This window comes from Bacillus sp. 3a (assembly GCF_017161885.1).
Lineage (GTDB): Bacteria > Bacillota > Bacilli > Bacillales > Bacillaceae > Bacillus > Bacillus safensis.
In genome coordinates this window covers 542,886-556,852 of the sequence record NZ_CP067376.1, presented here as the reverse complement: position 1 = coordinate 556,852, position 13,967 = coordinate 542,886, and the positions used below count along the sequence as shown (strand labels likewise).

General features: G+C 40.0%; 12 protein-coding genes. 2 read left to right on the top strand and 10 right to left on the bottom strand.

Going from position 1 to position 13,967, the window contains the following annotated elements; all coding sequences use genetic code 11:
* Positions 1-19: 19 nt before the first annotated feature.
* Positions 20-1,459, bottom strand: a complete 1,440-nt coding sequence (gene bglA, locus JJ692_RS02660; protein ID WP_095409990.1) for a 6-phospho-beta-glucosidase BglA — start codon at positions 1,457-1,459, stop codon at positions 20-22.
* Positions 1,460-1,468: 9 nt separating this feature from the next.
* Positions 1,469-3,367 (bottom strand): beta-glucoside-specific PTS transporter subunit IIABC, encoded by a 1,899-nt coding sequence (locus JJ692_RS02655; RefSeq protein WP_024423997.1) that lies wholly within the window; start codon positions 3,365-3,367, stop codon positions 1,469-1,471.
* Positions 3,368-3,523: 156 nt separating this feature from the next.
* On the opposite strand from JJ692_RS02655, the gene JJ692_RS02650 reads away from it, so the two are divergent.
* On the top strand, positions 3,524-4,234 hold the full coding sequence (locus tag JJ692_RS02650; RefSeq protein ID WP_073208095.1) for a GntR family transcriptional regulator: 711 nt from the start codon (positions 3,524-3,526) through the stop codon (positions 4,232-4,234).
* 50 nt (positions 4,235-4,284) lie between these two features.
* Here JJ692_RS02650 and JJ692_RS02645 read toward each other — a convergent pair whose 3' ends face one another.
* Both JJ692_RS02645 and JJ692_RS02640 read right to left on the bottom strand, forming a co-directional pair.
* Positions 4,285-5,268, bottom strand: a complete 984-nt coding sequence (locus JJ692_RS02645) for a hypothetical protein (RefSeq protein WP_481747508.1) — start codon at positions 5,266-5,268, stop codon at positions 4,285-4,287.
* A gap of 130 nt (positions 5,269-5,398) precedes the next feature.
* Positions 5,399-7,582 (bottom strand): Ig-like domain-containing protein, encoded by a 2,184-nt coding sequence (locus JJ692_RS02640; protein ID WP_206534178.1) that lies wholly within the window; start codon positions 7,580-7,582, stop codon positions 5,399-5,401.
* 242 nt (positions 7,583-7,824) lie between these two features.
* Here JJ692_RS02640 and JJ692_RS02635 point away from each other — a divergent pair, with 242 nt between their 5' ends.
* On the top strand, positions 7,825-8,721 hold the full coding sequence (locus JJ692_RS02635; RefSeq protein ID WP_206534177.1) for a PhzF family phenazine biosynthesis protein: 897 nt from the start codon (positions 7,825-7,827) through the stop codon (positions 8,719-8,721).
* 39 nt (positions 8,722-8,760) lie between these two features.
* Here JJ692_RS02635 and JJ692_RS02630 read toward each other — a convergent pair whose 3' ends face one another.
* The 6 genes from JJ692_RS02630 to JJ692_RS02605 form a co-directional block, all read right to left on the bottom strand.
* Positions 8,761-9,681, bottom strand: a complete 921-nt coding sequence (locus JJ692_RS02630; RefSeq protein WP_241258014.1) for a LysR family transcriptional regulator — start codon at positions 9,679-9,681, stop codon at positions 8,761-8,763.
* A gap of 138 nt (positions 9,682-9,819) precedes the next feature.
* Complete coding sequence (locus JJ692_RS02625; RefSeq protein WP_103132547.1) at positions 9,820-11,160, bottom strand: TcaA 3rd/4th domain-containing protein; 1,341 nt, start codon at positions 11,158-11,160, stop codon at positions 9,820-9,822.
* 159 nt (positions 11,161-11,319) lie between these two features.
* The gene (locus JJ692_RS02620) at positions 11,320-11,826 is read right to left on the bottom strand and encodes an LURP-one-related/scramblase family protein (protein WP_135033117.1); all 507 of its coding nucleotides are present in this window, start codon (positions 11,824-11,826) and stop codon (positions 11,320-11,322) included.
* Between the two features lie 105 nt (positions 11,827-11,931).
* A complete protein-coding gene (locus JJ692_RS02615; protein ID WP_151863309.1) occupies positions 11,932-12,273 on the bottom strand; it encodes a darcynin family protein in 342 nt (113 codons plus the stop codon).
* A gap of 70 nt (positions 12,274-12,343) precedes the next feature.
* On the bottom strand, positions 12,344-12,934 hold the full coding sequence (locus JJ692_RS02610; RefSeq protein ID WP_151863308.1) for a Crp/Fnr family transcriptional regulator: 591 nt from the start codon (positions 12,932-12,934) through the stop codon (positions 12,344-12,346).
* A 149-nt stretch (positions 12,935-13,083) separates the two neighbouring features.
* Positions 13,084-13,932 (bottom strand): MBL fold metallo-hydrolase, encoded by an 849-nt coding sequence (locus JJ692_RS02605; protein WP_103132544.1) that lies wholly within the window; start codon positions 13,930-13,932, stop codon positions 13,084-13,086.
* Positions 13,933-13,967 lie beyond the last annotated feature (35 nt).

The window sequence follows — 13,967 nt, the reverse complement described above, 5'->3', positions numbered from 1 at the left end:
GGGCTTCTATTTTCCTTTATTACACTTCTTCACCATTCGTTGCGATGACGTTTTGATACCAAGTAAACGAATCTTTTTTAAGGCGCTTCATTGAGCCGTTTCCTTCGTTGTCGCGGTCAACGTAGATCATGCCGTAGCGTTTTTTCATTTCGCCTGTTGTGAATGACACGATATCAATGATGCCCCAAGGTGTGTAGCCAATAAGGTCCACACCGTCGTATTCAATCGCTTTTTTTAGTGCTTCGATATGAGAAGCGAGATATTGAATTCTTTCTGGATCGTGAATAGAACCGTCTTCTTCCACTTGATCTATTGCACCAAATCCATTCTCTACGATGAATAACGGGATTTGATAGCGATCGTAAAAACGATTCAATGTATATCTTAAGCCTGTCGGGTCAATGGACCAGCCCCAGTCACTTGATTTGATATAAGGGTTATCTACACCATGCGGCAGGGCTCCGTTGACAATGTCTCCGTTGTGATCAGACACCGTATCACTTTTAACCGTTGTCGACATGTAGTAGCTAAAGCCTAGATAATCCACTTTCCCTTTTCTTAAGCTTTCTTCATCGCCTTCTTCAAATGGAATGTGATAGCCTTCGCGTTCGAATTCTTTTAATGCATAGCTCGGATAGTAGCCGCGCACCTGTACATCTGGGAAGAAATAGCGCTGTCTCATATATTCCTCTGCGAGCATGACATCCTCTGGATTTGAGGAATATGGATAGATTGGCACGTGAGACACCATCGCTCCAATTTGGAAATCAGGATTGATCTCTTTTCCTTTGGCTACTGCCCATGCACTTGCAAGTAATTCATGGTGTCCTGCTTGATACATGACTTCTTTGGCATTTTCGCCTTCTTTGACTGATACCCCTGAATTTGTCCAAAGGAATAGTGGGTTGTTGACATCCATTTTGTTATTGATTTCATTAAATGTCATCCAGTATGTGACCTTGTCTTTGTATCGATTGAAACACACTTCTGCGAATTTCGCGAAATACTCAGCGACTTTTCGGCTGCGGAACCCGCCGTACTCTCTTGCTAAATGGAGCGGCATCTCAAAGTGAGACAGCGTAATCACAGGCTCGATGCCATGCTTGAGCAGTTCATCAAAAACATCATCATAGAACTGTAAACCTGCTTCATTCGGTTCCGCTTCATCTCCCTTAGGGAAAATCCGGCTCCAGCCGATCGATGTACGTAAGCATTTCAAACCCATTTCGGCAAACATCGCGATATCTTCCTTATAACGATGGTAGAAATCGATCGCTTCATGGTTCGGATAAAATTTATCTTCTTCTATCGTCTCAGTTATTTGTCTCGGTACTCCGTGAGCACCTGCTGTCATCACATCTACAACACTTGGGCCTTTTCCTGCTTCATTCCATCCACCTTCAAATTGATGTGCAGCTAATGCTCCGCCCCATAGAAAATCTTTTGGTAATGTCATTATTCATTCCTCCTATTTCACAATTGTGATCATGACGTCTGTTGGCTGACATGTCGATTGTTCTTCTACAATCACATCTTCATACGCTTGTGTATTGGTGATGATGACGGGTGTGATTGTTTTTAATCCCTTGCTTTCAATGGCTTCTTGATCAAATGTCATTAACAAGTCACCCTTCTTCACCTTGCTGCCTTCTTTGATATGAAGAGTAAATGCTGAGCCATCTAGGGAAACCGTATCAATTCCTACATGAACTAGTAACTCCACTCCGAATTCTGAACGCAGTCCAATTGCATGCTTTGTTGGCGCAAGCATGACGACACTGCCGTCAAACGGTGCATACAGTTTGTTGTCTGTCGGTTCAATCGCAAACCCTTTACCCATCGCCCCCGAGCTAAATACGGCATCAGGCACTTCAGATAACGGGATCACTTTCCCTGCAAGCGGTGCAGGGATTGTTTCTTCATTATTCATCGAAGCATTCATTTTTTCTCCAACTTGATCTTTATCAGACGTTGCACCGGCTGTCTGTTCCACTGTATCTTCCCCATAACCAAACATTTGAATGAGCACAACTGGTAAGATCAGCGCAATTGCGACACCAATCAATATGCCGATGATCGATGTTGGATAATCTGAACTAATTCCGTTTACAATCGTCAGTGGACCAGGCAACCCCGCATACGCAAAGTAATAAGGCGTAAAGAAGCTGGCAGCAATGGCCCCGATCGCTCCAGATATACATCCGAAAATAAATGGTTTCTTGAAACGGAGGGTGACCCCATAAATCGCAGGCTCAGTAATTCCAAAGAGACCTGTAATTCCCGCTGAAACCCCGACTTTTCGTGTTTCGCGGTTTCTTGCTTTTAAAATAACCCCTAACACTGCGCCGACCTGAGCGATAACAGCGATGGTTTGATATGCCTGGAAGGAGTCACGTCCATATTGTTCAAAGTTGGCGAGCACCATTGGCGTGATGCCCCAGTGAACACCGAAAATGACAAGCACTTGCCAGAAACCTCCGATAATGGCACCTGCTAAAGCTGGGACATGTTCTGCTAAGAAATTGTATCCGTTTGCAATCCCATTTGCACCGGCTGTCGAAAGTGGACCAATTAATAGAATGGTTAACGGAACCATGACGACCATACAAATAAATGGGACAAATAACGGTTTGACCACCTCGTGAATACGTTTGTTTAAAAATCTCTCTACATATGAAAGGATCCATACCAAGAATAGCGGCGGCAAAACAGATGACGTATAAACCGTTTCAGATAACGCTATGCCTAAAAAAGTAACGCCTTCCCCTGATGCTACGCGTCCAGCAATCTCCGTCCAAGATGGACTGACAAGCGCTGCTGTACACGCTACGGCGATATACATATTCGTTTTAAAATGCTTGGCTGCTGTGATGGCGATAAAGATAGGCAAGAACGTAAACGGCGCCCATGAAATAAAGCTAAAGACTTCATACGTTCCGGTTTTCGAGAAGCTTGGAAATAATAAATTAATAAGGATAAGTGCACCTTGTAAAATACCAGCGGCGGCCAAAATATACACAAATGGTGCAAACACAGCAGACATGGTCGCGATGACACGATTCAGTACCGTTCCCTTGTTTTCATTTACCTGATCATCATCAGACGGCTGCAGCTGAACAAGGCTGGAAAAATGCTCGTATACCTCACCAACATGCTGACCGATGACGACCTGAAATTGACCGCCGTTTTCCACCACGGTAATGACGCCAGGCATTGCATTAACTGCTTCCTTTGCCTTTGGATTCGAACGTTTCAGAACCAAACGCAGCCGCGTGGCGCATCTTGCAGCACTCACCACATTTTCTTCTCCGCCAACTGCCTCTAAGATGTCTTCTGCAAGCTTTTGATAATCCCTCACTTTTGACATATAAACCCCCCCCTTTATCACTGCTAGTATATGTACATTATAATTATACCGGTACAATTTATCAATACATATATAATTTCAAATAGCATATCAAAGGAAATTTGGTATGTGCTATAATACAAGAACAATAAATCGTGAAAACAAAGAGGAATGGCCATGTTAAAGTATCAACAAATTGCGAGCGATATTGAAAAATATATTGTCACCCATGAGCTGCAGCAAGGGGATAAGCTCCCTGTACTCGAAACACTCATGAGCCAATTTGCTGTGAGCAAAAGTACCATTATCAAATCGTTAGAATTACTCGAAAAAAAAGGAATTATCTATCAAGTGAGGGGCAGCGGCATCTTTGTTCGAAGACACCGGCGCAAGGGCTACATCAGCCTTTTATCCAACCAAGGGTTTAAAAAAGATTTAGAGGAATTTCAACTGACATCAGAGGTTTTAATGCTAGATACCATCAAGCCGTCCGAAGAAGCTGCACTTAATTTGAACATTGAACAAGAAGAGGATGTTTTTTATCTAAAACGAATTCGTTACATCAATGGACAAACCTTATGTTTAGAAGAATCCTATTACCGAAAAACGATCATTCCTTATCTCAACACAGAAATTGCTGCCGACTCTGTTTTTAAATTCGTCAGTGAAGGTTTGGGGCTCAAAGTCGGTTTTTCCGATATGTACTTACAAGTAGGCAAATTGAATGAAACCGAAGCGACACACCTCGGCCTCAAACAAGACGATCCCGCCCTCCGCGTCGAGACGGTCTTTCATCTCACAAACGGCCAGCCCTTCGACTTCTCGAAAATCACCTATAACTACATGCAGTCCCAATTTTTTATTCAAGCGAATAATTATTATGGGTGATAGATGGAAAAAGCCCCTCATAAGCTGAGGGGCTTTTTGCAAATAACCTATCACTTGTAATAGTTATAATCATTGAACGTTGCGATCATATCTTCTTGTGTGCCATTCTTCCCGCGATTGGTATTAAAATATAACGTTCCGTCATCGAAATCAACAGCTTCTATTTCAAAAAGAGTAAATGCACTGCTCGTAATTCGGAATGAAAGGTCTTTTCTAGTAAACAACTCTTTTGAAAAATCTTTTGCAGGTGTTTCCTTTTGCTCTTTCAGCATTTGATTGATATTTAACGGGTATGTGAGAATGACACTCACATTAGAAGCTCCGCCATTGGAGTCTGGCTTAGATAATGGTACATATAATGTTCCTTGGTAGAAAGAAATACCTTGAAGAATGTACTTAGAAACATCAACCACTGATTGATTTACAATCGCTTTCGTATAATTTAATGTAAACGTTGCCTCATATTCAAATTGTCCTTTTTGGTCATTAAAATTCCCAATAAAAAAGCGATTGCCAGACCTTACAATAAACTTGTCCGCTCCAACAGAATATGTGATACCGCTAATTGATAAATTCGCCCCTTGGTATGGAAGGACATAGGATTTAGCCACTTTGTACGTATTTTTCTTCGTGTTCACACTTAACTTCACTATCTTTTTTACATACTTTACACCATCGGTCATAGGCGCTACATATAAGCTAACTTGATCATCACCTTTTTGAGCTTTCACAGCTAAGTCATTGGCATGTCCTAAGTCATTGCTAGTACTGTTGGTGTCAGAGTTTTTAAGGAGCTTCAAAGTTCTATTGCTTGACGAGCCGTTCATTTTAATGGCGTACAATTGCGTCAAGTGATTTGACGTATTTATTTTTGCAGCATAAATCATATTATTATTACGATCTACAGCCATCCCTTGCATAGAAGTATAGAACCCAGAACCTGACATTGCAGAATACGTTGTATACGTGTTGAAATATCCGGATTGTGCCTGAACAGTCGCGGACCACATACTGCTGCAAAGGATGACAGCCATTAGGATAAAACACTGTACTTTTTTCAATATAAACACTCTCCAATCATTGAAATTTAAATGTTTGGCTATTAAAAATAAAATCGTCATCCTAGAAATGAATGACGATTTTTTAAAATTGTAAGATTAAACTCTACTTTTCAGCTTTAAACGCCTTTACCGTTTTACTGCTTTCCGACATGCCTTTCCCAGTGACGGTGAAGTATAGTTTTCCTCCCTTAGCACCTAGTTGTTTGAAAGTGACTTTTACAACTTTGCCTTTAGTAGCTGTTGACTTCCCAATAAGCTTTCCTGAAGAATGATAGATTTTAACAACATCTTGATTTGTGAGTTTACTGACCGTGACCACGTCTTTTTTCTTTTTATTGTTCACGATGTTGATTTGGTTGCTTTTTAACGAAGCAGACGGCTCACCTTTAAAAGAAATAGCTTGCTTTCCGCTTTCCAGCATCTTATCACTATTGCGCGTGACAAACACTTTACCGCTCTTAGTTCCTACTTGTTTGACGTACAATTTGATGGATGAACTGTTAGCTGGTTTTGATGTGGTTAGTAATTTCCCGCCTGCTGAGTAGACTTTAATCACATCTTTTTTCTTCAATTTACTGACTGTAATGATGTCATTTTTATTTTTAAGATTATTGATTTTGACTTGGCTGGCTTTTAAAACGTCTGACTTTTCACCCTGATAACGAATTGGTACTCGATTTCCTTCTTTTAAATCAGGCTCTTTCATACTGATATAAAGCGTTCCACTTGTTTGGCCCAATTGTTTGATGGAAATTGCCATGTTCGAACTTGAAGCAGTCTGCTGGGCAATCGCTTTACCGCCAGAGGCTTGTTTAAATATTTTGATGACTGATTGCTTTTTGATTCCTTTTATCGTCACTGTATCATTTTTCCCTTTGTTGTTCGTCACCTTCACTTGGGATGCTGCAAGTGGAGAGGTGACGACTTTTTTGACGGTGAAAGCTGGGAGGGAAACCTTTCTCTTTCCACTTTGCAACGTGATTGTTACCTTAGACCCTTGTTGTAATTTCCCCGTTTTCAATTTAAAATCTTTGCCCGGCGTAATGTTGAATGGTCCAAATTTCTTTTTCGTTGTGCTAGCGCTGAGTTTCGACATTGTTTTTATTGTGTTATTCGCTGAATCAGATTGCACCTCTACAATAGCTTGATCGCCAAACGTACTCATGCCATTAATGGTATCACTTGAATCATCGATTTCTTCCACAAAAACTTTCTGTACATCTTCCTGAGATTGATCCGTTTCACTCGGATTATCAGCCATGAACGACTTGACTGTAACTAAGTCACCACCGATTAACTTTGAAACAGGAACATCATAGACGCCATTAGAGTCTGTCTGACCTTCCCCAATGACTCTTCCCTCTCCATCTAAAATATTGATCATACTTTTAGGAGTTGCAGTTCCGCCCACTGAAGTTGAAAGCTGAGTAAATGGATCAATAGTTGGAGCGGTTGATCTCAGTTGGAAAGTGGTCTCATACAAAGCATTATCATAAGAAGGTTCCAACACTTGAAATTTACTTTGATTTAATAATTTTATTGTGTCTTTGTCTAAACTCAATTCAAAGTTGCCATCACCATCTGCAGTCATCGATTGAATGATGTCACTTGATTTTTGATTTTTAAAGACGATCTTTGCATAAGGAATTCCTGTTTGGCCTTTCACTGATTTAGACCATTTTGTCGTAGGAATAAGTGAGATTTTCTTAGGATTCACAATTTTTTTGTAAACGTCAATATTGCTGCCAGTCGTCATTTTCACTGTTAGGAATGTACCTGCATTTAGGGGAGGCAGCTTTAAATGAATGGCATCATTGAATGTGCCTGAGGCAATCACTTTGCCATCTTTCATGACCTCTACTTTTGTGTTCTTCACAGTTTTCCCAGTTAACTCCTGAGAAGTATCATATATCGGATCTAATGAGCTAAAAGATTCCTTGAAAACATACACTTTGTTTGAAGAAAGCATTGTTCCATTTTGGTCATATGTATCTAACTCAAACGTTTGGCCTGAACTAAAGTTCCAAGAAAACAACTTAAAGTTTCCGGCACTATCTGCTTTTGCGTAGTGCATATATTTAGATTTCCAGTTACTCGGAACACCCCAATCTGCGAATGCAACGATTGCGTTTGGCGCTGTTTTACCTGTCAGATAATTATCACCATATTGATAACGATCAACCGTTGTTTTCGTTCCACCCTCTGTGGCACTCACACTTTCTTGTATATGAAAACTCAACATCATCACACATAGAATAGAAGCTACTAATTTCAGGACCATTTTCATAAATATATCCTCACTTTTCCTATTAATGTTTTTATATACAAATATTATACATTTCATCTAGTATAGATACAAGAGTTAATAACATGACTAAAGACTTATCAAAATACCAATTTAATAGGTACAGGGAACCCTCCTTTCTTACATGAACACTTCCGATTTAAACTATCAAAAAGATTCATTTTACGAATGCATCAAACAAACTTATGATTAACGTAACAAGAGTGTATAGGAGGGTTCGTCAGATGAGAGACATTAGAGTGTATCATGTCGATGCGTTTACAACTGAGAAATTTGGAGGAAATGCCGCTGGGGTGGTGTTGGATGGTGAATTTTTAACAGAAGATGACATGCAGAGCATCGCCAAGGAGTTGAATTTACCGGAATCGGTCTTCTTGCTGCCTGCCCATGATCAGGAAGCCGATTATCGTGTCAAATACTTCACCCCGACGGAAGAGGTCAATTTCTGCGGGCATGCGACTGTTGGATTGACTTGGCTTCTGGCTACGGAGCTAGGACTGGCTAAAGAGAGATCAGGGGTTGTGTTAGAAACAAAGATCGGCAATGTTCCTGTTGTATGGAATGAAGAAAACGGCAAAGTCGTTAATGTGGAAATGACGCAGGTGACACCGAAGACGCAAGATTTTGTCATCGATTTAGAAGAGCTTAGTGACATGCTTGGTGTGAGCAGTGACCGCCTTGATCCTTCCTATCCTATCAAATTAGCAAACACCGGTAACTGGCATCTTCTTGTTCCGATGAAGGACCAACAGGACATTGATCAAGCGGCACCAAACTTAGCGGCTTTAGCTAGAATGAATAAAGAGCATGGCATCTCGACAACCCACCTTTATACGTTTCACCCCTCAAAAGAATGCGATCTTTATACGAGGGATTTTGCACCTGGGATTGGTATACCCGAAGATCCTGTGACGGGGGCAGCAAATGGGGCGTTGGCTGGATATCTTTATTTGGAGGGTATCATTTCTCAGCAAGAAATCACTCACCTGAACATTGCCCAAGGGGATGCCATCGGCAGACCTGGCTTGCTTCGTATCACAGTCATTCCAAATGAATCAGAGCCGGTGATCAAAGTGGCAGGCGCAGCTGTCATCACGATCCGCGGCGTGTTGACTTTATAAAACATCAGCTTGAATGGGGACTTCCTGTTCAAGCTGATTCTATTTAAAATGATTTTTGACCGTTTCGATCCACCTCTTGGCCGATGGGGAAGCTGTTTTGAATGATTTGAGCGCCAAGTTGACCTCACGAAAGACGCTCGTCTCCAGTGGAATGACTTTCGTATGAGGTATGTGCGGCGGCAACACTAATTTGGGAATGATCGTGATCCCAAGCCCTTCTTGCACCATAGAAATGAGCGTATTGTTGTCTTCAATTTCAAACAGAACATGAGGCTTCACGCCGCCTCTTTCTTTTAACAGCTTCTTAACGAGTATGTCACAGCCCGCTTTCGGCATGATAAAGGCTTCATCATGTAGCGAGTCCACTTCAATCACTTTCTTCGTATGAAAGCGATGATTCTCTTGTATGAGCACCACCAACTCATCCTGAAAAAGTGGAACGGTCTCAAATTCCCTCGATGACTGCGTTAAAAAACCAACATCAACCGTCCCTGAAGCAATCCATTCCTCAATCTCCTCATAACCGCCTTCATATAACTCCAGCTTGATATGCGGATAGCTTTGCGTAAAACGATGAATAAGGCGTGGAAGGACATTTGAAGAAAAACTGGGGAATGTCCCAATCTTGATGCTCCCTACTTCCATCCCTTGAATCAGCGCCGCCTCCTGCTCAAGCAATGCCGCATGATGCATGATTTGCCGGATATGCGGCATCACCCGCTCACCTGCGTCCGTTAACGAAAGCCCGTTTCGATTCCGCCGAAGCAGCACAATCCCTAATTCCGACTCAAGCTTCGCAATATTATGACTCACCCCAGACTGCGTCAGCCCAAGCTTCTCCCCGGCTTTTGTAAAACTACCGCATTCGACGACTGTTAGAAATACTTTGTATTGGAATGTGATCAGTGTGCTCACCTCGTTGTTTTTATTTCGTCTATAGATTTCATTTTTAGTTTCCATTAGTATTTGTAAGAATTGTGATTTGTTCTAAATAGAACTGAAGAAGAGTGCTTTGAAGCACTCTTCTTCAATTAGATAATCACAGAATGACTCTCTTTAAAATATCATAATTATTTTATGATTTTTTCCTTGATCAAACTAAAAACTTGTTTTTTCTACTTCTGAGCTAGTCATATATTCATCATCAGCTGAATAATCATCTTCAACACTGCTAATTAACCAGGTCTTTTTATCTTCAATATATTCCAAGGTAAGTTCAACTTCTGAAAATCTTTCTTCGCTTTCACTGTCAACATATTCAAGCACTTCTCTTTCTTTAACATGAAACTCCACTGGAATATGTATCAAATGTGAACCGCCACTTCCTAATTCATAGGTTGCTTTAGAAAAATCAATTCTAGTTCCTAGTGCCTTTCCTTCATAATAATTATTTGAATCATAATCAGCAATCACTTCTATATAATCTTTTTTAAGATTATCAGACACATTTTTTAACTTATTTGCGTCCTTTGAATTTTTAGCTTCAACCCTCTGTTTTGCAAAATCATTTATTACTTGTTTAATATTTTCTTTAAATGTTTTATCAATAATTGGATTAGGTGTTAAATCATATTGATTCGTTGATCCACCAAAAGAAGATGAGTCAGTATCTTCCTCAACTTTTATTTCGTATTCTTTACTCTTGCCCACTCCCCAAGGAAATTCAGCTTTACCTTGAAGGGTTATCCCATCTTTTACAGGACCAAACGTAGTACCTTCTTCTATTTCCTCTCCAGTTCCTTTTCCATTTACCACTATTTCAGTATTAGGCATTGATGATGAAACATTTACATTATCGCCTGAAAAATTAAGACTCACTGTTTTTTCAAAAGAATCAGCATCAAAAAGTGTGATTTCCTCCTCATCATTTACTGTTGTATAGTTAAACTTCTTTTTTCCTTTTACTTTATACACACCTGGTCCATAATAGCCCAGAAGTTTAGAATGGTTGTTTTCTAAATTGATTTTCTCACCATTAAAAGAGAGCTCTGCCCCTTTCATGGCTTCTATTTCTACCTTATAAGCTCTTGCCTTAAGTGTATATTTCTCGCGCCCAAATAGACCTTTCTCTTTTTCTATAAAAAATGGACCCATAGACAAAAAAGCTTTTCCAAATAGACTCTCAGTAAATGTACCATCCTTACCGTCTGAATTATAATACTTTGCTTGATACTCTAATAACTCTACTTGATTTTCAAATTCTTTATTTTCATTTTTTAGATAGTTAATAATGCTTTCGGCATCCTTCTTGTCCCATGACATCTCCTCTTTTTGAAGCTTTACTAATTTAACTAAGCCATTTGCATCTCCATTTTCCACTTTTTCCTTAAATTCTTTCGCCAAATCTGCTGGGTTTGTTGAACGTCCAGCCACCAAAAAGATAATAATAAGTAAAAGAACTGCACTACTACCGATAATGAATAACGTCTTTTTCTTCATTCTTCAAACTCCTTAATCAATTTATTTGATTATTATAACATTAAAGTTAAATAATAGAGCATAACCTAAAAAATTCATAATTTATGAATAATAAGATTCAATAAAATAAAAAACCTCGAAGAACTTTAAGCTCTTCGAGGCTTTATTGATATTCTCTTACTAATTCGTCGTCGCCGACGACGAAGACCTAGACGCTGCTTCATCAGCTTTCACACAATCAATCGCAACAACGAGCGCAATCATCACAGGCTCCATTTCTTCTTTCAAAATATCAACCTTATAGCTGTCACCCCAAGTAAACCATTCCTTCTTCACCTGACCAATCACTTCGCCGTTCTGGAGCACCTGGAAATTCATATCCCACCAGTTACCTTGCACTTCGATCCCAGCAGCATCAATTGAATATTTTGCTTTAAAGAACGTAAACTCTTTTTTAATCGTCAATACCTCTTGACCATTAACTTCTACTAGAAACTTCGGTAAAAAGGTAAACATTTTCTTCGTAATCACAGCGATTTCATCTCGTTCTGTATTCAAAATGGTAAACGTCTTCGGCATCTTCATAAAGCTGCCTTCGACCACATATACATCGTTCTCCTGTTGATCCTTTACCGTAAACCTGCCGCTCAGGCTAAATACTTTCTGCTTCATGTAAAGCTGTTTCATATATACCTCCGATTCAGTTCAAAAATTTATCCGTTCTAACATTACCTCTGATTATACCAAAAAAAAGAATGTACAAAAAACCACCTGATAGCAGGTGGTTTTCTATTACTGATTCATTTTCAGAGATTCCTTTTCATATGTTTGAAAAGCATTTTCCATTCCCATGATGACCTCTTTAATTTTGACATAACCACTTGTGTAAGGAATAGAATCTCTAATCTCTTCCCACATAAAATGATAGAATTTCAGGTCATCCGTTTCACACATCACAAAATCTGTGTAATCCTTACCCGGAAGAGCTTCAGCATCAAAAAAGCGCACCTTCACATGTTCCTCATATTTCTGCATCAACTCTTGCAGCGAAGCCGCATGGGTTCTTCGCTCCTCTCGTGGTAAAGCAAGCCAAGATGGATAGAACTCTAATAAAACAACCATCATATATTTCATCATCATACCCCCGATTCTTCTATGATGTGATGATTGTACGTCAGATCTAGGGAGTATGCATTAACATAGGTTAATGTTCAGCTGTATGGAGCAGCCTGCTCAGCGAAACCGGAGAAATGCCAATATATGAGGCAATATGATATTGAGCGATACGTTGATGTAACCCAGGATATTTCAATAAAAACGCCTGATATCGCTCAATTGCGGGCAAATATAGCAGTTCCCTCTCACGCTCTTCCTTTCTCGTATACAGCCTTTCTACACTAACCCGAACAAAGCGCTCCCACATATGACTTCTATCCATCAACATTTGAAGCAGATCATACGGAATTTCAATCACGATCGAATCCTCCATCGCTTCAATCGAATAAGGAGAAGGCTGCCCGTTGATCATACTTGCATAAGAAGTAGCAAAATCATCTTCCAACGTAAAAGCCACATTGTACTCCCTTCCATCCGGTAACAAATAGAACAGACGGAAGAGCCCCGTTATGCAAAAATAAGCATGCTTCACCGGATCGCCAGCTTTGATCATACATGTACCTGCTTTTAATTGTTTAATCGTTGTTCCTTCTTTGAAGGCTTGCCAATGATTTTGTTCGATTGGATACTTGGATATTTTGGTTTTGAAAGTGTCGTAAGGGTCAGTTATTTTGTCCATCTGTTTTTTACCTCCTAATAAGGAAAACTCAAGCCTACTTGGGGATTGTTTTTATGATCAATGCCAAAAATAAGTCTGTCACAATACATGATGCAAAAAAAGTCCCGTTTGAGGGAAATTACTCAAATGAGACTTTTTTTAGTGATTATTTAATAACCATTTACAAAGTAATCAATGGTTTCTAATTCCTCTTCTTTCAGTTCTCTGTTCACGTAATGTTGATATTCTTTCGTGATTTTCTGCTTATCTCCACCACATTGATCAGTGAATTTCGCTATCATCCGAAGTTTGTCTGTTTCCTGACGAAACTCCTCTTTTCTCCACGGTCTTTGGTGTGAAGGAATGTACGTTTCTGCATCAAAAGTTTCTAACTCATCTAAAAGACGCAATATTTCTTTCACCGTGTAATGTACTTTTTCGGCATACATTTTTGGATAAATGCAATCAGCAAGAAAAAGAATTTTCTCTTCTTTCACATACACGATCACGGAATCTGCCGCATGATCGCCTCCAACATGCTGCACGACACAAGTAGCCCCGCCAAGATCAATTTCCACCCGACGGTCAAACGTCACATCCGGTAAAACCACCTGAATATCTCGATGATTCTTATATTCTTCTTTTATCGCCTTCGCGCAAAACTCAATCTCCGTTCCTTCCCTCACCCGCTCATCGATTGCCTCATCAGACCACGAAAACGGAACAAGCTTCTCCATTTCCTTTCTGGTCTTTGCAGAAGCAATCGAAACCGAATCAGACAGCGCTGACAGACCAAAAATATGATCCCAATGCCAATGCGTGAGGACAACGAGATCGGGCTTGGCGTTCTCGTGTTTTAAGGTTTCTTTGATAAAGTATTTGGCATGATCTTCTGAGTTACCGGCATCGATCATTAATGTTTTGTTATTGCCTACGACCATGCCTAGGATGGGGCGGTCGGTGAGTGCTACTGGTGTGATGTACCAAAAACTCTGACCTATTTTTTTAATTGAGTGCAAAGGTGCTTCCTACTTTCTGTCATTATTTTTTAAAA

What these genes read in the sequence shown, in the direction of transcription:
- JJ692_RS02655 (WP_024423997.1), bottom strand. Translation starts at nt 3,367, where the DNA reads ATGTCAAAAGTGAGGGATTATCAAAAGCTTGCAGAAGACATCTTAGAG.
- JJ692_RS02650 (WP_073208095.1), top strand. Translation starts at nt 3,524, where the DNA reads ATGTTAAAGTATCAACAAATTGCGAGCGATATTGAAAAATATATTGTC.
- JJ692_RS02645 (WP_481747508.1), bottom strand. Translation starts at nt 5,268, where the DNA reads ATGGCTGTCATCCTTTGCAGCAGTATGTGGTCCGCGACTGTTCAGGCA.
- JJ692_RS02640 (WP_206534178.1), bottom strand. Translation starts at nt 7,582, where the DNA reads ATGAAAATGGTCCTGAAATTAGTAGCTTCTATTCTATGTGTGATGATG.
- JJ692_RS02635 (WP_206534177.1), top strand. Translation starts at nt 7,825, where the DNA reads ATGAGAGACATTAGAGTGTATCATGTCGATGCGTTTACAACTGAGAAA.
- JJ692_RS02630 (WP_241258014.1), bottom strand. Translation starts at nt 9,681, where the DNA reads ATGGAAACTAAAAATGAAATCTATAGACGAAATAAAAACAACGAGGTG.
- JJ692_RS02625 (WP_103132547.1), bottom strand. Translation starts at nt 11,160, where the DNA reads ATGAAGAAAAAGACGTTATTCATTATCGGTAGTAGTGCAGTTCTTTTA.
- JJ692_RS02620 (WP_135033117.1), bottom strand. Translation starts at nt 11,826, where the DNA reads ATGAAACAGCTTTACATGAAGCAGAAAGTATTTAGCCTGAGCGGCAGG.
- JJ692_RS02615 (WP_151863309.1), bottom strand. Translation starts at nt 12,273, where the DNA reads ATGAAATATATGATGGTTGTTTTATTAGAGTTCTATCCATCTTGGCTT.
- JJ692_RS02610 (WP_151863308.1), bottom strand. Translation starts at nt 12,934, where the DNA reads ATGGACAAAATAACTGACCCTTACGACACTTTCAAAACCAAAATATCC.